The sequence below is a fragment of the Bacteroidetes bacterium GWF2_43_63 genome, from assembly GCA_001769275.1.
Classification (GTDB): domain Bacteria; phylum Bacteroidota; class Bacteroidia; order Bacteroidales; family DTU049; genus GWF2-43-63.
Window position 1 is genome coordinate 99,914 of record MEOQ01000009.1, and the last position, 22,481, is coordinate 122,394.

Sequence of the window (22,481 nt, forward strand, 5' to 3'; positions counted from 1 at the left end):
GATTCCCTAAATAAAAATCAGGAAATAGATTAAGGAAATTTTCGCAGTAATTGTAGATTACCAGTTTAATTTGAAACATCATATTTAAACGATTTTACTTTTATGACTTTTTCACCAGATGCAAATATGCCTATCAGAAAAATGAATGTCAGCATCTGCTTGCAATTTCTATTAACTTTATGAACCTTTCATAAAGTTCAAAATACTTGCACCATGATTTGCGAAATTAAAAGGGCCACTAGCTAGTTCAAATGCCTGTAATCTCATTTTATTTGAAATTTCTTTGTTATCGGCTACAAATTTCATAGCTTCACTTAGCTCGAGAGGATCGTCACTATTCAATAAAACTGCATTTTGCTTGTTCGTAAAAAAGTTCGGAATTTCTCCCCAGCGACTTGTTATGATCACACCTTTTGAAGCACAGTATTCTCCAATTTTATGAGGAAACCGTGCTTTATCTCGCTGATCAAAATTTAAGGGAATTAATAATGCTGTTGCCCGAGTATAATAGCCCCATAACTGGGTTTTGGGCAATGCAGATTTCAACACTACCCTATCGGAAAATCTTGAACTTTTTATCAAATGGACAGCATTTTCCATACTTCTCTTCCCACCATTTAAAACCAGAAGTAATTTAATGTTCCCTTTTGTTCCCTCAAAACCTCTTATAATTTGAATGATCGTTTTTTCATAATCAGACGAGCCGCAAAACATAAAATAATCTTCGTTAATTGGATCGACATCAATCGCATTCATTGCATCTTCAGGGTTTACCAAAACAGGGATATTAAAAACTGGTAAACTGGGATTTTTACTAATTACCTGTCTTCTGAGTTCTTCACTTATAGGGAATACTCCGTCAATTTTCGACCATGTCAATGATTCGAAGGCGTCAATTCGCTTTAAAAGTTTGCCATCTGCTTCAGGATGCATACTTCTGTAATCCTCAACGTGGGTAAGGAATATTTTCTTTTTTCGCAAATGTATAATAAACGAATAACATTTAACTTCCATATAATTTCGAGAATTAACAATAGCACAATCATATCTTGCAAAAAGAAGGTATAGCTTTTCTACAATTCCGCCAATGCTCCACAGTATCCTATTTACTATTTTGTTTTTATGTCTCCTCGATAAGAAGCTTGTATAGATATAATTAATATCATGAACAGTTCCCTTATATGGCAGGTCGCTATCGTAATTAAAGCTTTTCTTGCATACAAAGGTGACTTCACATCCTTGTTCTTGCAAGGATCGTCCAATGAGGGTTTGCTTTTCAACTTCCGCCATGCCGAAAGGGAAGCTGCTGGTACCTAAAAATAAAATATGCATTTAATTAATTTCGAGGGTCTTTATTACTCTAGCTGGAATGCCACCGGCAAGTGAATTTCGTGGAATTTTTCCTGAAACAACACTGTTAGCAGCAATTACAGAATTTTCACCAATTTCAGAACCCTTCAGTATTGTAACGTTCATTCCAAGCCAAACATTGTCTTCAATAATTACTGGAGCCTTCTTTGCAAATTTCGAAGCTCTCTCATTTGGATATATTCCGTGCCAATCTGTATCAGTAATTGAAGTATTGGCTCCACACATAACATTATTACCGATTACAATTTTTTCAGCCGCTGAAATCATAGTGCCACTAAAACCGCATCCTGAGCCAATTTGTATTTTAGCATTCCTGGTCAAGGTTTCAATTGTACAAGGTCTCATAATACCAGCTTGAAAATTCATCCTGATTCGGGATCGGAATCTACAATCTTCGCCAATTGATATAGAAGACCCATTGCATTTATAGAGCATTGGCTTTCCATGAAAAACTGAGTGCTTGCCTAAATCAACACCAATCAATGTGCATTTTAATCGAATGAATTTTGTATTAATGGTGGATGAAACTGCATTCCAAATAAAATACATTTTATTAAAAATTCTATTCATGCTGTGTATTTTGTTCTAAAATTGTTTGGTAAGCACTTCCAACCATTGCTATAGATTTTTCGATATCATGTCTTCTATGACTAACTTCATATGCCTTTTGACCCAGACTAACAGCAAACTCATCATCAGAAAAAACAATTTCTATTTTTTTTGCTAAATCCGCATTGTTATTATTAAAATAGTTCAAAGCGCTATTATCATCGACATAGGATGCAACACCTCCAGTAATATGAGCAACACATGGCAGACCTATCATTTGAGCTTCTGCCAGCGTGTTTGGACTATTTTCAATTAGTGATGTCAAGCAGAAAACATGAGATTTTTTAAGCCATCTAATTGTTTCATAATCTGACAAGTATCCTAATAATTTCACCTTCGATGATAAATTATTTCTGCGTGCAAATTTCATCAAATATTGACCATAATAACCTTTTTCATCAATTCCGCCAACTCTAAGTTCAATATCAGGATACTTGCTATTTAATAAAATCAAAGCTCTAATTGCAGTTTCGGCACTTTTCGCAGGACCCCTAATGTTCAATAATAAAATACTATTTCTGTCTGCCTTATTAAGTTCCCATTTGTCATGATAAAAAGGTTCTCTTAAAATTCTGGGCTCAGGAAAATACCGAGCTTTCGAATTAAATTTCATCAGTGTACTCTTATCAAAGTCGGTTCTTCCAAAAAAATACTTATTGATTTTCAATATTCTCCTTTCACGTAACCCACTACGAAACATGTTAATCACGTATTTGGTTTGGAAATATAAATCCTTCATTTTGTAATAAAACGATTCATCAGACTTTAAGACTATGTGATATGCTTTAAAAATTCGTTTAATAACGACCTTTGAGATTTGACTAGTTAATCCTTGAAGGGAAATAATAATTGGGACATTGATAATCTCTCCCTCCTCGCACAACAAACCAGAACGCCTTTCACTACCATGTATGTGAATTAGATCAGGCTTGATATTAAAAATAATTTTTTTAATTTGGTATAAAAATTCTTTTTCAGTAGAATTATAAATGCTAAGGTTACTGTGTATTATATAAAAAGTTATTCCTTCCTCGACAAACGAAAAGTTCTCAATTGGATATGGTGAAATTATATAGAATTCATACGCTTTACTTTTTAACAGCCCGGTTAAAAGATTGTCCATCCAGGTTCCAGTGCCAAAAAGGCCAAGATTAAGTTTTTGCTTAACTGCAGCAAGAGGAGTGTTTGTAATCCAAACAATTTTATACATGCTTTAACGCTGTTTTAATCTGATCATTAGTAAGATTTCTAATTGATTTCGATAGGCAAAAACCCGCAAGAAGCCATAATAGCATGAAATACGGGTCTGCAGCTGGGACTCTTGCCCAAAACATGACAAGCATGTGAACAATAATTGCAAAAGCAAATATTTTAGTCAAAGTATTTTTAGTCCTCCAGAGACCATATGATACCGCTTTAATAATAATTATTAAATAAGTTATTAATAGCAAAACACCTCCTTTTAAAATGATTTGCAAATAGCCAATTTCAATTATATCTCTTCCTCCAAAATTTTGATCATAGTATGGTGAAAATGTGGGAGTCGCATACATGCCAACTAATCCTCGTCCAGTAAGCAAATCACTTTTAATATCCTCGTAAAAATCCAGTGGTAGAGTCCCTCTTGAATCTTCGAACAACAATTCAGAAATTGACTTATCATTAATTTTAATTTTTTGCGGTAAAATTCTTTCAGAAAATTCAATCACGTCCTCAGGTTGTAATACAACAAAAAATAAAACAAGAGCACTGAAAACGTACAAAAATACTTTCCATTTTTTATGCTTTCGATGTGTGAATATCAATAAACCAGAAAACATAATTAATGCAAATAGTAAATCTTCTCTTTTATTACTTGAAAATGCTAAAAGAAAAAATATTATAACACCCAAAATAATTAAATTTCGTTTGCTTCTCAACCCATAAACCACAAAGATAATTAGTAATAAGCATGACCCAAATAGCATTGCTGACGAAAATCTTCTTATACTAATTGGTGTAAAATATTGCATGCATAAAAACACTATACCTACAACCAGCCCAAAAATTGATATTCTCTTCACCACCTTAATAAATGCATAAAGCTCTTTACTGCTTCTTGAATACAAAATAAAAGCTGGGAAAAGCCAAGTTGCGAATCCATAGATGTTCCATAAAACAAAATTATTAATAGTACCCCCGAACATGAAAAACTGAAAATAAACGCAGTATGCGGTAATAAAAAAGCAAACAATTAGTAAATAACTGTTGCTATTGATGGATTTAATAGAACTAAAGATTTTAATCAGGAGAATAAAAATAATTATTGGGGAGATTATATAGGTTGCATATTTAAAAATCCCACCAAACAGCAAATACAATTCGAATATAACACAGTTGATCGGCACAAGCCAAAGCAACAATTTTAAACTGAATTGCGTTAAACTATTTTTTCGAGAAGAAAGCATTAAATTTTATCTTTTCGTAATTACTATTAGCAGGTACGGCAATATACTGTAAGAAAAATAAAGTACAATAAAGTGCTATAGCTACTAATTTATTAAAAATATTATCAACTACTAACGAATTTAAGACATAACACACTATGCCTGATGACAAACAAAACAAGAATGGGAATAAACTAGTGAGGACAAACTTATTTATTTGAAGAGTGTACTTTTTCATCAATAAAATAATAATAAATACATTTACAAATTCGCTAATAACCAGGCCTAATGCACACCCCCAAAGGCCCCAAAATAGAGTGCCGCTAATAATTAATGAGAGTTTGATCACGTTTTTTGCAACGCCAATTTTATTATATGATAATGAATCTCCTTTTGCAAGAGGTATTTGATCACTTATTGTATTAAACGGCAGAAACAGAAAACTTACTGAAATTATTCTCAAAAGAGGAACAACGTCATCCCACCCAGGTCCAAGATATAATGAAATTATTACATCCGCAAACCAAAATAAAACACCTCCTATCAAACAATTTATAAAAACAATTAATGCATAGCTCTCAAATATCTTTTTAAAAAACACTAAATCATTATCTTGATTTTTAGCTAAAATTGGGAAGGAAACAGTGAAAATCGTACCTCTTAATTGTGTATTTAAAATATTTGTCAAAGAAATGGCTCTGGAATAAAACCCAGTTGCTGTTATGCCTGCGAATCTACCAAGCAGTGATAAATCCGCGTTTTTAGTAATCCTGTTTAAGACATTCATTATATTAACTGAAATGCCAAATTTCATGGATCCTTTAATCTCATCATCAATTTTGAATTTTCTAATTTTATATTTTGATAGAATAAAATATCCAAATAACAACAAAATGCTATCGGCTAGCTGCATATATATTAATGACCAATATTTATAACCGTTTATAGCAAGCATTACACCAACGAATGAAGAAACAATGGTGGTCGATATTTCTAATAATGTAATTCTTTTAAACTTAAGTTCTCTCTTTAATTTCACAAGTGCTTGTGAATAAAGAGAAATGATAAGATAATTTATAGCGAGCGCATATACAATATTAACCGCTTCAAAATTATTAAGATAATTACCAATAAATGGTGCAATGAGTGATAAAATAATTACTAAAAGTGAACCGATTACAACATTAAACCAGAAAAATGCACTTTCTGAATTCGAAGACAGTGTCCTTTTCTGGAGTGCAGCTGTTGTCATTCCAAAATCACCAAGAATTGTTGAAAGGCCTATAATTCCTTGAACAGCTGCAACTATCCCATAATCCTCAGGAAGAACGAAGCGAGCAATAATACCAACTCTTACGATCTGTATTAAGTATTTACCCATGCTTCCTATCAACGGCAAAATACTTTTTTTGATAATACTATCTGACATGATTTAATTATGTACTACGTTCAACTATTATAAAACAATACTTTTTGAAATCTAGTCGTGCTGAATAAGTATGCTTGATTCAAAAAGTTGTTTTATTTTTATACCAATCAACAAAATTGAAAATTCCATTTGAAATAATAGTATTTGCTTGAAAGTCAAAATCAGTTTTCAATTTTGAAATATCAGCCCATGTCATATCTACATCCCCATCTTGCATAGGCAAAAATTCTTTTTTTGCTTCTTTGCCGAGTGCAGCTTCAATTTGGTGAATAAAATCAAGCAGCTTCTCGGGCTTTCCATTGCCTATATTGTAAATGTCATACAGTTTTTCTTTATTCAATCGGCCTTTATCAACTATAGTAACAATGCCGTTTACGATGTCATCGATATAAGTGAAATCGCGGGAGAGTTCGCCATTGTTGAACACCTTTATGGGTCGGTCATTCATAATAGCATCAGTAAAAAGAAACAAAGCCATATCAGGCCGCGCCCATGGACCATACACTGTGAAAAAGCGCAAGCCAATGCACGGAATTTTATATAAGTGGCTGTAAGTTGCTGCCATGAGCTCGTTGCATTTTTTTGTGCAAGCATACAAACTTACCGGGTGATCTACATTATCATCTTCGCTGAACGGAACCTTTTTGTTGTTACCATACACACTGGAACTGCTTGCATAAATAAGCTGTTCAACCGGGTAATGACGGCATGCCTCCAGTACATTATGAAAGCCATTCACATTGCTCTGAATATAAATATCAGGCGCTTCCATACTGTAACGCACACCTGCCTGAGCAGCCAAATGAATTACATAATCGAACTTTTCCATTTTAAAAAGTTCCATCATAAAACCCTTGTCCTCAATATTCTGTCTGATAAAAATGTAGTTGGGGTATTTATGACTTTTGATCAAACGTCCCCATGCAATTTCATCCTTTAGTATTCCGGTTTCAGCCAGCCGTGCGTATTTCAGATTCACATCGTAATAATCATTGATATTATCAAGGCCTATTACTTCATGTCCTTTATTAATCAACGCAATGGCCGTGTGCATTCCTATAAATCCTGCTGTTCCCGTTACTAAGATTTTCATTGTTTTCAAAATTCTAATATTACTATTGTTGCAGTATGTTTTGTGCAATTATCAACTTTTCAGAATGTCAATATATTGATTCACTTCTTCGCCAGCGCACATTCATGTCCTTTATTGAAGAAGTTTGAGATGCTGGATTTTATGGTGGAAATGAAAGACATTTGTTTTATCAATTTTTTAAAGCGTAATGTTTCCGCGCGGGTCGGATATTTTGGGGAGAGAGATTAGTTGGGGGAGCATATTTTTTTAATGTGAAAATGTGAAGCTTCGCTTATGTGGAAATGTGATAATATTCGATTCTGGAAATGATTTGAAATACGATAAGTTAATTTGAAAATTTATTCACTCATTAAATTAGTTTCAAAGGAGTTCATGAGCTCACGATTTCATCGTTCGGTTGAAAAATTAATAATTTGATGGTTTATTTTGGGTGCGAAAATACGAGAAAATTTGCTTATGTGGAAATGTGGGAATACGAGATTCTGGGAAAGATTGGTAACGTCTCCCGCTGGTCATTGAGCCTGTCGAAATGCAGCGTGATAAATTCCACGATTGTAACGTCTGTAACGATTGTAACAACAAAGCCCCGTCTCAGAGCTGACAACTGATTATCCCGTGCCTTGCGGACTGGACTTCGCTGATGGCTGACAGCTGATAGCTGATCCGCAAGCCGTATGCTATTTCCCCAGCGCAGCCAACGAAACCACATTTATGCCATCGGGTCGGGTGTAGCTCATTCCGGTACCGGTGATAATGTTTAATGAAGCTGGCATTTCGATTTTACCTGGATCAATAACACTCTTTAATTTCAATAAATTTTTTGCAGCATCATCAATCATTCCAATGCCGAGTTTTACTTCAAAAGCAGCCCAGACTCCCCCGCGTTGGTGAACAATGGCATCAATTTCAAGCCCTGTAGAATCACGATAATGATAGACATCGGCATCGTTAGCTCTGGCATACATTTTCAGATCGTGATAAACCATCGATTCGAATAAGAAGCCACAATACTTCAGGTCTTTCAAAAGCGCCTCTTTATTAAGCTTAAGTGCAGCAATAGCAAGCGACACGTCGCAAAAATGCCTCTTTGGTGATTTGCGTAGTGCATTTGCCGATCTTATATGTGTATTAAATGCCGGTTGCTCTTCAAAAATCATTAACCCGGTCAATGCATCCAGATAATCAATAATAGTAGGGCGCGAAATGTCGGCATCTTCAATCCCCTTTATATCTTTTTCGAGCGTTGAATTATCAACCATTGTGGCAATATTACGGGCAATCGAACGGAGTAGTGACCGCACTTTCCTCGGATCACGTTTTATATTTGAAACTCTGCTCATGTCTGTTTCAGCCAGCAAATCGACATAACCACGGTTTAACAGAATGGCATCAGCGAATGTTCTGTCAAGGAGCGCTGGCCAACCGCCTTTTATCATTCTCTCAATAATCAGTTCAAGCGGAAGCTCAACATTAAGAAATGGAACGGCTCTGTTATCAAGGAGCTGCCTCATACTAACTTTACCGGAAGAATAGCCCATTTCCTGCCACGACATAGTCTGCATTTCTACAATGGTAAAACGTCCTGCTCCGCTATGCATTTTTACGTCCTCGTCAGGATTGGCCGAACCGGTAAGAATGAACTGTCCGGATTTTTTTCGCTCATCAACCTCATGCCGCACATAATTCCACAATTTTGGCTGATTCTGCCATTCATCAAGCAATCTGGGTGTGGCTCCGGCCAATAAAATACCCGGATCAATATTTATAATAACCGGGACTTGTTCATCTTTGTCAACCTGTAAAATGCTTTCGACAAATTGCTTTGCAGTTTCAGTTTTTCCACACGATTTAGGACCTTTTATCAATAACGCCCCCGAAGCGAGAAGTTTTCGCTCAATTTCGGTTTCAATGATTCTTGAATAGTAAGTCATTACGAATAATAGATGCTACAAAGATAATTAAACATTGACGACTTTACAAATTGTTTCACCTTTGCTTTACACTTTGACATGCTATGGCTTTACATTATGTCGAATTTTTTGGATGTTTTGTTTCAATTGTTCATTGAGCGTGAAATTTCCGCGCGGGTCGGATATTTTGGGGAGGGATATTAATTGGGTTTGCATGATACAGTTATGAGTTATGGGTTATGAGCTATGAGTTGGGGTTTAGGCATCAGTCGTCAGGCGATAGGCGATAGAAAATACGAAATACGAGATACGAGCGAGTCGTCAGGCGAAAGGCGTTAGGCGACAGAAAATACGAGATACGAAATACGAGATAAGAAATACGAGCGAGTCGTCAGGCGTTAGGCATCAGGTGATAGGCGTCAGGGTTTTATTATTCCCTTCGGGAGAGAGAATGTGTGCTGCGCGGAGTTTATCCCGCCATTTCGCACTTCGACGGAGTTTATCCTGCTATTGACACTTCAACGGAGTTTATCCTGCGGAACGCAGGGCTCAGAATGACAGCAGCGGGGCTCAGTGTGACAATGGCGGGGATCAGGATGACAGCGGCTTTGCGCGGGAGTGTGTGTACTGCGATCAGGCGTCGCTTCGCACTTGTCGCGTTTCACGCGATCATCGCCTTGTCGCATCAACGCCGCAGTGCTTCGCTAACGTTGCCTTTATGAACTTTATGAACTTTCCACTTAAGAGGCGCTTTATGCCGCATGCCCTATGCCTTATGCTTTGTCTCATCATCAATATACCCCTGTCCATAGCTGCTAACATACCCATAGCCATATCCAGCGCGTTTCTGAATAGGAACATCATTTATTATCAATACTGTATTTCTGACATTTTTCGTTTTCAGATCTCTCAGCAGATCACGCAGAATATTTTTTCTTGTGTTGCGCAATCGCACTACCAAAGCAAGCGCATCGGTTTGTTGGAGCAGAACTCTGGCATCGGTCACGGCTATCATTGGCGGAGAGTCGATCACTATAACGTCGAATTGCTGTTTCACCTGTTCCAGCAAAAAAGACATCTCCGCGCTTTCCAGCAATTCCGCCGGATTAAACGGTATTTTTCCTGAGGTAAGGATAAACATATTCTGAATTTCGGGACATGGCCTCAGCACCTCTTCAAGACTGACATACCCGGTAAGATACTCACTCAGACCCGGGCTTTGCGACAGCGTGGTCACTTCAGATAATCGCGATTTGCGCATATCGGCTCCAATGAGCAATGTCTTTTTACCCGACACTGCAAAGGCATGTCCCAGATTGATTGAAACAAAAGTTTTTCCCGCTGAAGGCAGATCAGATGAAACAATGATGGAGAAACCTTTTTTATTTTTTGCCATCATGTTAATATTGGTACGCAGATTACGGAAACTTTCCGCCACAATCGAATGTGGAGCACTGCTAAAAACTATTTCGTTAGCAACGTCGTTGTGCATAATATTACCGGCAGAAGGATAAGGCGACATTTCTTCGATCTCGCGCGGATATTCAAAAGTGTTTTTAAGCCAGCCAGGCAGAAATATAATTCCAAGTGCTATCATAAGCGACAATACGAAAGCAATCATAAGCACCATGCTGGTTTTTGGCTTTATCTGAACAACTTTACTGCAAACATCAATCACACTGTTGTCTGACATATTGGTGGCTGCGGTGATTTTGGCTTCTGCTCTGCGCTCCAGCAAAAACACATATAACTCGTTGTAGAGATTGAATTGCCGCTCAAAACCCAGCAGATTGCGCTGATTGGTGGGTAGCAATGAAACACGTGCATTGATACTACCTGAGCGCTTCTCCATTTCTGAAATACTCAGATTATTAAGCTGAATGATGTTTTTGGTGTTTTCAAGAATACTCTCTCTGGTTTGCTTAATCTGTGCGTTGATCTTCTGTACGGCGGGATTTTTTTCTCCGGCACTTTTCACCAAAGCCGAACGTTCGTTGTAGAGCCGTGCAAGCTCCTCAATCAACGATGCGGTGACAGCATCTTCAATCCCCATGCTGCTCGGAATCACAATGCTCTCGAGATCGCGTTCCTTTGCAACATAATCGCGCAGATAGATGTAATATTTGTTATTAAGCATCAACGCAGCTTTCTGCTCATCAATATTGCGCATCTGCTCAAAAATGGCTACCGCCTCTTCATCAAGACTTAAAATTTTATTTTCCTTACGATAGGTTTCAAGATCAGATTCAGCATTGCTCAGCTCTTCGGTGATCAACTCAAGTTCAGAATCTATAAATTCAATGGTCTTTATTGCAACACTGTTTTTGTTGTCAAGACCTGATTCGATATATACGGTTGTAATCGCGTTCAGAAAATCTTTCAGGATTTCTGGCTGATAATATTGCGAAGTAATTTTCAGAACCGATGAGGTTTTCGAAGCAGGTTCAATCACAAGTCCCTTGTTCAGTTTTTCTGAAAACGATTGCAGATCATTAAGCCTGAACGAAAGATCACCTTTGTCAAAAGTAGAAGGAAGTGCATTACCGCGAACTATTACAAAGCTGAAATTGGCAGTGTGAATGGTATCGCCGAAATGATGTTCTTTCTCGTAAATAGTATTAGCGACTTCGACATAATTGCCCTGCCGCAGATAATAATCATTCACGCGGTAATCATATAGTTTGCCTTCATTTTTATCAGATTTAAGAATAAAGGTATTGTCATCCTTAAATTCAATTTTGAAAAAAGCGCCGGCCACCTGTGGTTGCAGGGTGTCGACAATGATAGAAAATGGACGAACCGCGTAGATAGTGTTTGTGCGTATGCGGCCTGAGAGATAATAACTCACCTGCCAGTCGATGCGTTTCACGGCTTCTTCGGACATATGCATCGATTGCAGAATTTGTTGCTCATTTTCCACCGTGGTGGATGATTGGCCAATATCGAGCCCCATAAGTTTCTGCGCATCCATCAGCTTGTTTTGCTTATCCTGCACCAACACCGTAGTCGATCCCTGATAAAGGCGCGGAGCTTTACGCAGATAAAACAATGCGGCTCCAATGCCGATCAGCACGCAAAGTACAACAATGTACCATTGCCGCAGCACCCTGTAAAACAGCATTCGAAAATCAATGGTTTTTTCTTCCTCGTTCGAAGAATACTGTTTCATTTGTTCCTGACTATCCTGAGTCATATATTGTTTTTTTTAATTCACTAATTCCCGATCTCAACCTTAGCCTTGACCTCAACCTTAACCTGGGCGCGCGTCTCCTGCTTGCAACGTTTTACGTTGACGCGTGACCTTGACCCAATTACTGGTGCTGCGCGAATATTACCCGGGGCCTTCGCGCGAAGCGCTTGACCATGGGCTAAGATATTTAGCGCTGGAATTCACTCCGCAGTAGGCGGAGGCGCATCGGATGGAGCTCCGCAGCTTTTCTTGACGGCTTCGCCCTCTTGACCTTGACCTTGACCTCAAGCTTGACCTTAACCTGGGCGCGCGTCTCCCGACGCGTGACCACAATCTATCTAAACAGCGAATAAACCACCAGACTCGTCGAGATGACCGACAATACAAGGCTATATGGGAAATTCGCAAATCCGAATTGTTTGGCCTTCAGCGGCTCGAAATAAAGCTGATCGCCCGGCTGCATGTAATAAAACTGCGACAACAAAATATTTTTATTCGTCAGATCAATGCGCTCCACCAAAAGACTGTCGCTTCCAACCTTGCGCGTGATCACCACTTCTTTGCGATTTGCAAAATCGGTTGGTCGGGCAAGTGCAATCACATCAAAGATGGTCACCGTCGGCGAATAGAATGCAAATGAGCCAGGTGCAGAAACTTCTCCATTCACACTTACTCTGAAATTTGACAGCTTCACCGATACAACGGGATCAATAATATACGGACTCAAACTATCCACCAGCAACGAAGAAATTTCGCCCATGGTGAGCCCACTCACACCAATACTGTCGAGAAACGGAATCTGTACGGCGCCATTGGAGCCAACTTCATAACCTTTGAAATACAAGGTCTGCTCAGTCAGCATTTGAGAGTTGTAAGCTTGTGCCGTAGCTGGCCCATTGATAAAGGTTGTTGCTTTTTCATCAACCGATTTTACATCGATGTAGAGTACATCGCCATTTTGCACGCGGTATTGCGACGGCGTTTGCGTTTTTTCAATGCTTGATCCGTCCATGCCCTGATAGAGAAGAATTTTTTTCTGCGGTACGCAACTGGCAAGCATCAGTACTGCTGCCGAAATCAGAAAAAGAAGTCTGTATGTTTTCATTGAAAATAATTTACTTGTGTCTTTACTCAGTAGATGTCGCGACTTAAAGGTTAGATTAGGTTTAGGTTAAGCGGCTTAGTCTCAACCTTAGCCTTAACCTTAGCCTCAGCCTTAACCTTAGCCTTTACCTTTGCCTCAGCCTTAACCTTAGCCTTTACCTTTGCCTCAACCTTAACCTTTTTCTCTCATCTCCTCATCGTCTTAATAATTTTATTCAAACTATTAATCAGCTCCTCATATTGCATTATCAATTTCGCTACTACGTCCTTATCAAAATACCCCACTGCACAACCATACCGTAAATGATGCTTTGTTTCATACGCCGAGCCTCGCGAGACTGCATAAAAATAAGCTTTATCATTCCCCGTAACACGACCAAACCCTTCTGAAATGTTTGCCCCAACACTGTTCGCAGAACGCCGTAACTGAGAGGTCAATCCATAATCCTCAGACTTCGGAAGAGTTGCTGTAAGATTAAATACTTCGACAGACAAATCAAAGGCGGTTTTCCAGACAGGCATTTGGTTGAATGAAGTATACATGATATTTATTTATTATTTCTCAAATCTCACCCTTCTCTTACTGCTGAAAGCAGCTTGACCTTAACCTCAGCCTTAACCTCAACCTTTGCCTCAGCCTCAGCCTTAACCTCAGCCTTAGCCTCAACCTTCTCTCAGCTGCAAGCTGCTCAACCTTTACCTCAGCCTCAGCCTCAGCCTTAACCTCAACCTTAACCTTCTTCTCCCAGCTGCAAGCTGCTCAACCTTAACCTTAGCCTCAACCTTCTCTCAGCTGAAAGCTGCTCAACCTTTGCCTCAGCCTTAACCTCAACCTTAACCTTCTTCTCCCAGCTGCAAGCTGCTCAGCCTTAACCTTAGCCTTTGCCTCAACCTTTGCCTCAACCTTTGCCTCAACCTTTGCCTCTGCCTTAGCCTCAACCTTAACCTTATCTTCAGCCTCAATCTGGCGCTTCGCACCCACAGCTTCGCCGCGTCAGTCCCATTGAACCAACAGCGGAAGTTATTTTAAATCAACACCCTACGATGCCGAAAACGGCAAAACCAGAAACTTACCCAGTTCTTCCACTTCCAGCACAAAATGTGATTTTCCTTTCAGTCGCACTACCATTCCCGAAATTCCTTTCAGCGGTCCGGCATTGATTGAATATTGAGTCCCCGGCTGAGGAATTTCATCCACCATTTCGGCCATCAAACCGGCCTCGGCGATTCGCCTGATATCCGCAATCGTTTGTTCACGAAGCTTTGCAGCCTTCCCTTCGAACCGGATGTAACAAACCAAACCATCGGTATTGATGGCCTTGAAATATTCTTTCTGATCAACCTGCACAAAAATATAAGATGGAAAAAGCGGCTCCTCAACCCATTTCTTGCGATCAGTCCACTGACGCAATGATTTTTTCACTGGAAGATAATGATTGATTCCCTGGTCCTTCAATCGTAAAGATACTTTCTTCTCAGCACGCGGAGCTGTATAAGCCACATACCAATGACGCAAACTATCTTTATCACTCATATTCATACAGGCATATAAATATATAGCTTTTTGCTATATTCATTTTTCAAGACTGCAAATTTACGATTTTTCTCGTTCATTTCGATATAAATTGACCTTATATATTGCAAAATTATCGTCTTGGAATCAAATATAGGCTTCAGAAAAATTGTTTTTCATACTAAATAAGTTATTTTAATCGTAAATAACGATCAATATATAATCAATTTAAACAACTTTATATAAATAGTTCTGTTATTCTGAATGATTTTTTTTATCAGTGACAATGAACATAAACATCAGAGCTCTGTCCGCCGCGGCTGATTCGTATTTTGCTCGCCGCTCACCGATTTATCACGTTCCACGTGAAGGTGCTCAACCTTAGCCTCAACCTGACGATATATGATATACGCCCTTCGTCTTCGCTCAGGATAAAAATTTGAGATATGTGATTTTAGAAGTAAAGACTTAATTATGAACGAAGCTTCTTCTTGTTTTTAGCATAGCTCGCTGGTCACTGCTTGCTGCTCACCGAAGGTGCTTAGCCTTAACCTTTGCCTTAACCTCAACCTTCTAAGCCCCGTCTCAGAGCTGACAACTGATTACTGACAACTGAAAACTACTTCGTCAGCTGCTGAAACAATTCTTCAATCGAGTGTTTCTCTTTGTTCAGCGACAGCACTTTGTATTGATTGCGAACAGCAAAATCAAAAATTTCCTTGCGGACATCAATGTCATTATCTGTCTCAATTTCCCAGACGTTATTGCCTTTTGTGGTAGCATCTTTCACGCCCTTAACGGCGAGAATAGCTTCACGACTCACTTTGCGATCAAACTCAACCATCAGCATTTCTGCGGCAGAAAACATCGAAGCCAGATCCGCCGTCTTGCCATCGGCCACAATTTTTCCTTTGTCAATGATCACAACCCGGTTGCAGATGGCTTCCACTTCCTGCATGATGTGCGTCGAAAGCAGAATGGTTTTTTCAGATCCTAACTTTTTAATCAGTTCGCGGATTTCAACAATCTGATTCGGATCAAGGCCGCTGGTGGGTTCATCCATAATCAGCACTTCCGGGTTGTGAATGAGCGCCTGAGCCAATCCCACACGCTGCTTGTATCCTTTCGACAACGCTCCGATGCGTTTATGCATTTCGGGCTTCAGTCCAGTGATTTCTATCATTTCATCCACCCGCGATTTCTTGTCTTTCAGATTGTGAATGCCCGCAATGAAAGTCAGAAACTCGCGTACATACATGTCGTAGTACAAGGGATTATTCTCCGGCAGATACCCAATGATGCTGCGAACTGCCAGACTTTCGTCGGCACAGTTCATATCATTTACAAAGGCCTGACCGCTGGTGGGCGGAATATAGCAGGTGAGAATTTTCATCAGCGTTGACTTCCCTGCCCCGTTTGGGCCCAGCAATCCAACGATTTCGCCTTTTTCGATTTCAAGCGAAACGCCATTCAGCGCTTTCTGTTCGCCATACACTTTTGTAACCTGATTGACCCTGATTGACATGAGAAATATTTTTGCAAAAGTAATGGTTTCTTGCTTACCTCGCATTTGAAAGTTTTTGAACTCATTCACTCAGCTCATTTCACGGCACTTTAGTGCAAGCTGAAAGCAGCTTAACCTCAGCCTTAACCTCAGCCTCAGCCTTAACCTCAGCCTTAACCTCAGCCTTAACCTTAACCTTAACCTTACCCTTCCTCTCCCAGCTGCAAGCTGCTTATCCTTAATCTCAGCCTTACCCTTGCTCTACTTCTTCTCAGAAAAATATTTCAGAAAAGTCGGCTTAAACTCAAGCATCACATAGGCCCAATGCGCCAACTTTGAATTGTCTCTTCCCTGAATCAACTCAAGCGTAGTGCTGCCGCTGAGAATGGAATACCCAAGCGAAACGTTGAAGTCCTTGGCGAAAGCCATCTTCCATGTAAGATCGACTTCATGCGCAAGGAACTGATCGATATGCGCGCCACCGGTAATCGTATTCTGCTGCGTTGCAAAATAATGATAATCGAGCGCAAGTGAATGTACTTTCGATAGTTTATAGTTTCCTTTCAGGTACGTGTCAATAAATCCGGTGCCGCCAGTATGGGTTGCAAAATTGGTGAAATAATCCATGAACCCCGCAAAGGTGTGATTAGAAGCGTATTGTGGCAGGAATTGCTCGTATTTTTCTGTCGCAACATCGTCGCCGCTCAGTATTTCACCACCCATTTTCGCACTCCATTTATCAGCTTTGTACTCTGCTTCGAAAGCTGCAAACCATGATGCAAGCGCGGTTCCGGCAACATTGTGTCCGGTCTGATAATATCCCATGCCGCTGAAAATAAATTTGTTCAACGTATATTTCGCTTCCGCACCTTGTGTACTCCGCACGTATAGCGCCTTTCCATTCAGATCCTGAAACCCGTCGGCAAAACCCATGACTGCAAAATCAAGGTCTTTGATTTTCTGCTCATATCGCAAAATCGTCAATGTCTTGTAATTATCTTTTATATCTGCGGTATTGCTCAAATAATCAGTGCCAAAAATATTCTCGGCTTTTTGATTGAATGCCTGCACAAAATATAAATGCTTTTGCCCCGATTTCCAGTCAAGCAAAGCTGCATCGTGTGCCTGAGCGGTCTGTGACCAGTTGTTGCCACTAAACATTCGCTGATTTCCAAACAACAATGGCTGTCGTCCCATGCGGAGTTTCAGAGAGTCACTCACTTTCAGGCTAACCCATCCTTCGTAAATACCAATGGTTGCTTTGCCGCTTTTAAGCAGCTCATCGCCCCATATGCGGCCTTCCTGCAATGTGAACTGGGTTTCATACTTTTCACTTTTGTAGTGCAGTCCAATTCTGTTGCGCTGAGAGACAAAACCCGCTGCTTCCGAAACGCTGTCTGGCAAATGTTTGTAGCCATTTCTAAATTCAGGTCTGAACCGGAATTCTCCGGTCAGCTCAAAGGTCTGCGCAAATAATGCGGTGCTCATGAGCACGAAAAACACAAAAATAATTGATCTGTTCATATTCGCTTTTTTTGTTTTCTGTTTGACATTTTCAAACTAACTTTATTTGGGATCTCAGATGATAAATATCATGTGCTGCATTTTCAATTCAAAATGCATTCGTCACTCAACATTAACGTGGGCGCGCGTCTCCTGCTTGCAGCGTTTCACGTTGACGCGTGACCTGTTTTTATTTTTGCTCCCGGGATTTTATCCCGGGCTAATATCTGCAGCGCCTTCGACGCTATTTGTGCTTCGCATCTTATTTTTCGCATTCAGCTCCTCAACCTCTAAACCTATCAACCTCTAAACCATTAACCGTTAACCAATAACCGTTAACCAATAACCGATAACCATTGACCTCAACCTTAACCTCTACCTCAACCTTAACCTTGACCTTGACCTTAACCTTGACCTTGACCTTAACCTTGACCTCACTGACTACTAATAAAAAACTCCCTCCAGATATTTCTTTGTCATTTCGTTTTTTGGATTCGAGAAAAATGTTTTTGCATCGCCGCTTTCAATCATTTCGCCCAGATACATGAAGACCACGTGATCCGCTATCCGCCGGGCTTGCCGAAGAATATGACTTACCAGAATAATCGTGTAATCATTTTTCAATTGCATGAATGATTGCTCAATGGCTTGCGTAGAAATAGGATCCAGCGCCGAAGTTGGCTCATCTGCCAGAATTACTTCGGGATCAACCGCCAACCCACGTGCCAGGCAAAGCCGCTGCTGCTGCCCGATACTGAGTGTCGAAGGTGATTGATGCAGTCTGTCCTTTACTTCGTCCCATAAGCAGGCAAGTCGAAAATAATGCTCCACCTGACTCCGGATTTCAGTTTTGCGCGATATTCCTTTCAGCCTGACCGCATACGCCACATTCTCAAAAATGCTCAGCGGCAATGGATAAGGACGCTGCGAAAGTAGTCCCATCCTTTGACGCATGGCTGCCACATGATAACCGCGCAAAGAAAGAATATCGGTTCCGCCAAATTTTATCTCTCCACTTACGCGCAGTCCACTCAAATCGGTAAGCCGGTTTAATGACCGCAGCAGTGTTGTTTTTCCGCAGCCGCTCGGCCCCATAATAACGGTGATGGTGCCACGTGGAATATTCACCGAAATATCGCTGAGCAACTTTCTGTCGCCAGCATAAACATTGAGATCGCTGATTTCTATAATTGATTTATTTTCAGCCATTGCTTAGATATTTTTTTTGTAAATACGCCCAAACAGACGTGCAGAAAGACTAATGATCAGAATGATAATGGTGAGTATCAGCGCCGATGCATAGGCCCGCCCCTGCACTTCTTCGACCGGAGAACCCAGTTGAAAAAATATAGCAAGCGGCAACGTTGCTACCGGCTGACTGAGCGATGTCGGAATATAATCGGTATAGCCTGTTGTAAGCAGCACTACGGCGGCATCTCCAATGGCACGTCCGAATGAAAGCAGAATGGCTGTGACAATTCCCGGGGCAGCTTTTCGCATGAAAAAACGAAATGCTGTTTCTGTCTTAGTGCATCCCATGCTGTATGCAGCTTCGCGGATGCCGTTTGGTACGCGTTGCAATACTTCATCCATAGCTCTGATCATAATGGGTGCGACAAAAATGCCAACCACCGCAATGCCGCCCAGCAACGATGTTCGGATGCCCAGGGCCACCATCATCGTAAATCCAAAAGCACCATAAACAATAGACGGAATTCCCCACAAAACATCCAGGAAAAAACGAAATGCGCGCACCGCTCTACCGTTGCGCCGCAGAAAAACATTCATGTACAAAGCCACAGGAACGCTGATGATCAATGCGAGTAAAGTGGCTCCCAGAGCCAGATATATCGATCCGACAATGGCATTGAGTACGCCACCTTCCTTCCCGAAATAATAACCGCCTTTGGGTAATGAGGATATCATGTCCCAGTTGAGATATCGAAATCCTTTGGCGACAATTGAATAAAGTATAGATCCAAGTGCAAATGCAATCAGCAGTGTAGCTGCGATCATCAGCACTTTCATAACAACTTCTTCGATGCGTTTATGCTTCATGTTCCCCTGGCTTTATAGTAAAACGTCGAATGATCATGCGCATGAGAATATTGAAAATAACCGTGATTGCAAGTAGAATTAATGCAGCAAACATGAGCGCGCTGTCATATTTCGGAATACTCATCATCTCTCCGTAATTGTTTGCAATCAGCGCAGGGAGCGGATATCCGGGACTCACAATTGAATCAGGAATTACAATGGTGTTTCCAACAACCATCATCACGGCAATGGTTTCACCAATAGCTCTGGCCCAGCCCAGTCCTACAGCGGAAATAATTCCCGCACCGGTTTTGCGAAGCACCGTAACTTTCACCATCTCCCATTTTGTTGTGCCCATCGAATAAGCTGACTCTCTCAATTCACGCGGAACGGTTGCAAATAACTCAAGCAGAATATTCAATATAAAAGGAATGGTCATAACTGCCAAAACAAGACTGCCGGCCAGAATCGAATAACCGGTGCTTTCAATTCCCATGGCTGGTGCAATCACATTTCGAACAAAAGGAACAATAAAAAGAATACCCCAGACACCATAAATGACAGAAGGAATTCCTGCCAGAATATCGATCACCGGCTGCATCATGCTGAGAATTTTCCGATGAGCATATTCCGAAAGATAGATGGCAGCAAGAATGCAAACGGGTGCAGAAATCAGAATAGCCAGAATTGAAACGTACAAAGAGCCTATGATAAATGGCTTGAAACCGAAACTTCCTGCACCCGGTTTCCATTCATTTCCCGAAAGTATATTCAGGAATCCGTTGTCCTGCAGCAGAGGCAGCGACTTGTCAATCAATACGATCAGCATGATGAGCGGCACAAGGATAACAATGATTTTCGAAATCATCATCCAGCCCCGGCCCGCGTAATCACGTATGCGTCGCGTCGCCAGCATTAGTCGAGTTTTTTCTTTTCAGTTTCCACCATTGCTTCAGGCAGTTTCACGTAACCGCTTTCTTCAACCCATTGTTGACCAGTAGTAAGAATGTAATTCAAAAAGGCCAAAACAATTGCGTTGTCAGGTTTCCCTTTACAAATAAAATACAGCGGACGTGCCGGTGGCTCCGGAAATTTTCCATCACGAATGGCACCGGTGAGTAATTTCATATCGCTGTAAAGATCTTCTTCCGGATCAACTTTCCCGTTTCCGTTAATGTCAATCGGAATAATCCCAATGCCATCCTGAATTTTCCCGGTCTTATAATCGTAAGCATATATAATATTATTGAAGCCAACCCCTTTAACATCATTCTTTACTGCATCTGCAATACCTGGATCACCAAACACTCCAACACCTTTCAAATCTTCCTGAGCACCGTCCATGAATTTTGCCCACATCTCAGCAGCACCACACGCATCGCTGCGCGAAAACAAACTGATGGCACCACCACCTTTCAGCTTCAGCTGGCTCCAGTCCTTGATTTCCTGTGTGATGTATATTTTTTGAAATTCTTCTTTTGTAAGTCCGCGTGTTTTCAGTTCAGCATACACCGGATTTTTTGCATTGATTGTCGGCAACACAACGTCCTTTGCTACTGCGATTTTCCATGCACCCTGATTTTCTTCTTCGGGAGAAACACTGCGCGAAAACATGGCCATATCTACCATTCCGTTCAAAACATCGGTCATGCCTTTCCCTGCTCCACCTGCTGAAATGTCAATCTTTACATCCGGATTTTCTTTCATAAACTCTTCGGCCCATTTCTGCGCCATCGGATACAAGGCAAAAGCACCTGAAATGCTGATGTTGCCGCTTAATTTATCCGATTTTTGTTCCTGTTTTTTGTTTCCGCATCCGGCTGCAATGATTGCCAGCACAAGAAAAATGACTGAGTATGATTTCATAGAATTACTATTTTTCGACAAATATAATACATTTCCTATCGACTTAGTATAGATAAGAATATTTTGCATACATTTAACTATGCGTATATAAGAGCGACTGTAAGAGCGAGACCGCGGCCACTCAAGGCTCCATGCTGCATGCCCGATGCCGCATGCCTTGTGCGTTGAGCAGCATGCTTTTATTATCTTTGCAAAAAAAACAATGGAATTTTCCTGGTATGAGTTTGTTCTGTTACCGCTTCTGATTTTTTTCGCCCGAATTGCTGATCAGAGTGTCGGTACGCTGCGACTTATTTTTCTTGCACGTGGCATTAAATTCTGGGTGCCCATTCTCGGATTTTGCGAAGTAATTATCTGGTTGCTTGCGGTCGGACAAATTCTGAACGATCTGACCAACTGGGTTGCCATCATTGCCTACGGCGCCGGCTTTGCCGCAGGGAATCTCATTGGTATGTGGATCGACGAAAAACTTATGATCGGAACTTTAATCGTAAGGGTAATCCCAAAATTCGACACGGCAGATTTGATTGCCGACCTCTCGTCAAAAGATTTTGGAGTTACCGTCTCTGATGCTTCTGGCGCTCGTGGCCCGGTTAAAATTATTATGTCCATTATTAAACGAAAAGACCTCTCGGCTTTTGTTGAAATTGTGCACAAGCACAACCCAAATGCTTTCTACACAGTCGAAGACGTGAAATCAGCATCTGATGGCGTTTTCCGGACATCCAAACGCAAATCAATCTTCTCGTTCAATAGCCGGATTGGAAAATAAAAAACTTCCTGACATTTAATTGTCAATCCAACCTGAGTGCATTGCGACTTTGTCACGTTTCACGTGAAGCAATCTCTCTGCTTTGGATTGTAAGCACCCAACGCCGCCGGGTCCGCTCCATGCCTCCATGCGTTGCTGACATGGAATCGTCGGG

Annotated in this window: 19 protein-coding genes; 1 reads left to right on the top strand and 18 read right to left on the bottom strand. The window is 40.6% G+C overall.

All coding sequences use genetic code 11. The features are described 5' to 3' along the window. Window positions 1-177: 177 nt before the first annotated feature. From A2W93_04735 to A2W93_04820, 18 genes are all read right to left on the bottom strand, one after another. Window positions 178-1,290: a hypothetical protein gene (locus tag A2W93_04735; protein ID OFY56062.1), complete on the bottom strand. Its 1,113-nt coding sequence runs from the start codon at window positions 1,288-1,290 to the stop codon at window positions 178-180. Window positions 1,291-1,332: 42 nt separating this feature from the next. Beyond that, complete coding sequence (locus A2W93_04740; protein ID OFY56063.1) at window positions 1,333-1,941, bottom strand: hypothetical protein; 609 nt, start codon at window positions 1,939-1,941, stop codon at window positions 1,333-1,335. Then, on the bottom strand, window positions 1,934-3,190 hold the full coding sequence (locus tag A2W93_04745) for a hypothetical protein (protein ID OFY56064.1): 1,257 nt from the start codon (window positions 3,188-3,190) through the stop codon (window positions 1,934-1,936). Before A2W93_04745 ends, A2W93_04740 begins: the two co-directional genes overlap by 8 nt. Further along, the gene (locus A2W93_04750; GenBank protein ID OFY56065.1) at window positions 3,183-4,166 is read right to left on the bottom strand and encodes a hypothetical protein; all 984 of its coding nucleotides are present in this window, start codon (window positions 4,164-4,166) and stop codon (window positions 3,183-3,185) included. Before A2W93_04750 ends, A2W93_04745 begins: the two co-directional genes overlap by 8 nt. Window positions 4,167-4,404: 238 nt before the next feature. Then, the gene (locus tag A2W93_04755) at window positions 4,405-5,787 is read right to left on the bottom strand and encodes a hypothetical protein (GenBank protein ID OFY56066.1); all 1,383 of its coding nucleotides are present in this window, start codon (window positions 5,785-5,787) and stop codon (window positions 4,405-4,407) included. A gap of 127 nt (window positions 5,788-5,914) precedes the next feature. Beyond that, window positions 5,915-6,928 carry a capsule biosynthesis protein CapI gene (locus A2W93_04760; protein ID OFY56067.1) on the bottom strand — a complete coding sequence of 338 codons (1,014 nt, stop codon included), beginning with the start codon at window positions 6,926-6,928 and terminating at the stop codon, window positions 5,915-5,917. Between the two features lie 677 nt (window positions 6,929-7,605). Continuing rightward, window positions 7,606-8,859, bottom strand: a complete 1,254-nt coding sequence (locus A2W93_04765) for a hypothetical protein (GenBank protein OFY56068.1) — start codon at window positions 8,857-8,859, stop codon at window positions 7,606-7,608. A gap of 745 nt (window positions 8,860-9,604) precedes the next feature. Further along, window positions 9,605-12,031 carry a hypothetical protein gene (locus tag A2W93_04770; GenBank protein OFY56069.1) on the bottom strand — a complete coding sequence of 809 codons (2,427 nt, stop codon included), beginning with the start codon at window positions 12,029-12,031 and terminating at the stop codon, window positions 9,605-9,607. Window positions 12,032-12,362: 331 nt separating this feature from the next. Next, window positions 12,363-13,133, bottom strand: a complete 771-nt coding sequence (locus tag A2W93_04775; GenBank protein OFY56070.1) for a hypothetical protein — start codon at window positions 13,131-13,133, stop codon at window positions 12,363-12,365. 185 nt (window positions 13,134-13,318) lie between these two features. Continuing rightward, the gene (locus A2W93_04780; GenBank protein ID OFY56071.1) at window positions 13,319-13,675 is read right to left on the bottom strand and encodes a four helix bundle protein; all 357 of its coding nucleotides are present in this window, start codon (window positions 13,673-13,675) and stop codon (window positions 13,319-13,321) included. A 235-nt stretch (window positions 13,676-13,910) separates the two neighbouring features. Then, on the bottom strand, window positions 13,911-14,114 hold the full coding sequence (locus tag A2W93_04785) for a hypothetical protein (GenBank protein OFY56072.1): 204 nt from the start codon (window positions 14,112-14,114) through the stop codon (window positions 13,911-13,913). Window positions 14,115-14,171: 57 nt separating this feature from the next. After that, on the bottom strand, window positions 14,172-14,666 hold the full coding sequence (locus tag A2W93_04790; GenBank protein OFY56103.1) for a hypothetical protein: 495 nt from the start codon (window positions 14,664-14,666) through the stop codon (window positions 14,172-14,174). A gap of 598 nt (window positions 14,667-15,264) precedes the next feature. After that, window positions 15,265-16,170, bottom strand: a complete 906-nt coding sequence (locus tag A2W93_04795) for a gliding motility-associated ABC transporter ATP-binding subunit GldA (GenBank protein OFY56073.1) — start codon at window positions 16,168-16,170, stop codon at window positions 15,265-15,267. Between the two features lie 240 nt (window positions 16,171-16,410). Beyond that, window positions 16,411-17,673, bottom strand: a complete 1,263-nt coding sequence (locus A2W93_04800) for a hypothetical protein (GenBank protein ID OFY56074.1) — start codon at window positions 17,671-17,673, stop codon at window positions 16,411-16,413. 423 nt (window positions 17,674-18,096) lie between these two features. Next, window positions 18,097-18,861, bottom strand: coding sequence for a phosphate ABC transporter ATP-binding protein (locus tag A2W93_04805; GenBank protein ID OFY56075.1), 765 nt, complete (start codon window positions 18,859-18,861; stop codon window positions 18,097-18,099). Between the two features lie 3 nt (window positions 18,862-18,864). Then, window positions 18,865-19,710, bottom strand: a complete 846-nt coding sequence (locus tag A2W93_04810) for a phosphate ABC transporter, permease protein PstA (protein OFY56076.1) — start codon at window positions 19,708-19,710, stop codon at window positions 18,865-18,867. Next, window positions 19,700-20,605: a phosphate ABC transporter permease subunit PstC gene (locus A2W93_04815; GenBank protein OFY56077.1), complete on the bottom strand. Its 906-nt coding sequence runs from the start codon at window positions 20,603-20,605 to the stop codon at window positions 19,700-19,702. The genes A2W93_04810 and A2W93_04815 overlap by 11 nt, the downstream gene beginning before the upstream one ends. Further along, a complete protein-coding gene (locus A2W93_04820; protein OFY56078.1) occupies window positions 20,605-21,555 on the bottom strand; it encodes a phosphate ABC transporter substrate-binding protein in 951 nt (316 codons plus the stop codon). Before A2W93_04820 ends, A2W93_04815 begins: the two co-directional genes overlap by 1 nt. Window positions 21,556-21,757: 202 nt before the next feature. Here A2W93_04820 and A2W93_04825 point away from each other — a divergent pair, with 202 nt between their 5' ends. Further along, window positions 21,758-22,327, top strand: coding sequence for a hypothetical protein (locus tag A2W93_04825; GenBank protein OFY56079.1), 570 nt, complete (start codon window positions 21,758-21,760; stop codon window positions 22,325-22,327). Window positions 22,328-22,481 lie beyond the last annotated feature (154 nt).

Coding starts and splice junctions, on each gene's coding strand:
- A2W93_04735 (OFY56062.1), bottom strand. CDS start 1,290: ATGGCGGAAGTTGAAAAGCAAACCCTCATTGGACGATCCTTGCAAGAA.
- A2W93_04765 (OFY56068.1), bottom strand. CDS start 8,859: ATGACTTACTATTCAAGAATCATTGAAACCGAAATTGAGCGAAAACTT.
- A2W93_04815 (OFY56077.1), bottom strand. CDS start 20,605: ATGCTGGCGACGCGACGCATACGTGATTACGCGGGCCGGGGCTGGATG.
- A2W93_04805 (OFY56075.1), bottom strand. CDS start 18,861: ATGGCTGAAAATAAATCAATTATAGAAATCAGCGATCTCAATGTTTAT.
- A2W93_04800 (OFY56074.1), bottom strand. CDS start 17,673: ATGAACAGATCAATTATTTTTGTGTTTTTCGTGCTCATGAGCACCGCA.
- A2W93_04750 (OFY56065.1), bottom strand. CDS start 4,166: ATGTTCGGGGGTACTATTAATAATTTTGTTTTATGGAACATCTATGGA.
- A2W93_04825 (OFY56079.1), top strand. CDS start 21,758: ATGGAATTTTCCTGGTATGAGTTTGTTCTGTTACCGCTTCTGATTTTT.
- A2W93_04795 (OFY56073.1), bottom strand. CDS start 16,170: ATGTCAATCAGGGTCAATCAGGTTACAAAAGTGTATGGCGAACAGAAA.
- A2W93_04790 (OFY56103.1), bottom strand. CDS start 14,666: ATGAGTGATAAAGATAGTTTGCGTCATTGGTATGTGGCTTATACAGCT.
- A2W93_04810 (OFY56076.1), bottom strand. CDS start 19,710: ATGAAGCATAAACGCATCGAAGAAGTTGTTATGAAAGTGCTGATGATC.
- A2W93_04820 (OFY56078.1), bottom strand. CDS start 21,555: ATGAAATCATACTCAGTCATTTTTCTTGTGCTGGCAATCATTGCAGCC.
- A2W93_04760 (OFY56067.1), bottom strand. CDS start 6,928: ATGAAAATCTTAGTAACGGGAACAGCAGGATTTATAGGAATGCACACG.
- A2W93_04780 (OFY56071.1), bottom strand. CDS start 13,675: ATGTATACTTCATTCAACCAAATGCCTGTCTGGAAAACCGCCTTTGAT.
- A2W93_04770 (OFY56069.1), bottom strand. CDS start 12,031: ATGACTCAGGATAGTCAGGAACAAATGAAACAGTATTCTTCGAACGAG.
- A2W93_04775 (OFY56070.1), bottom strand. CDS start 13,133: ATGAAAACATACAGACTTCTTTTTCTGATTTCGGCAGCAGTACTGATG.
- A2W93_04755 (OFY56066.1), bottom strand. CDS start 5,787: ATGGGTAAATACTTAATACAGATCGTAAGAGTTGGTATTATTGCTCGC.
- A2W93_04740 (OFY56063.1), bottom strand. CDS start 1,941: ATGAATAGAATTTTTAATAAAATGTATTTTATTTGGAATGCAGTTTCA.
- A2W93_04745 (OFY56064.1), bottom strand. CDS start 3,190: ATGTATAAAATTGTTTGGATTACAAACACTCCTCTTGCTGCAGTTAAG.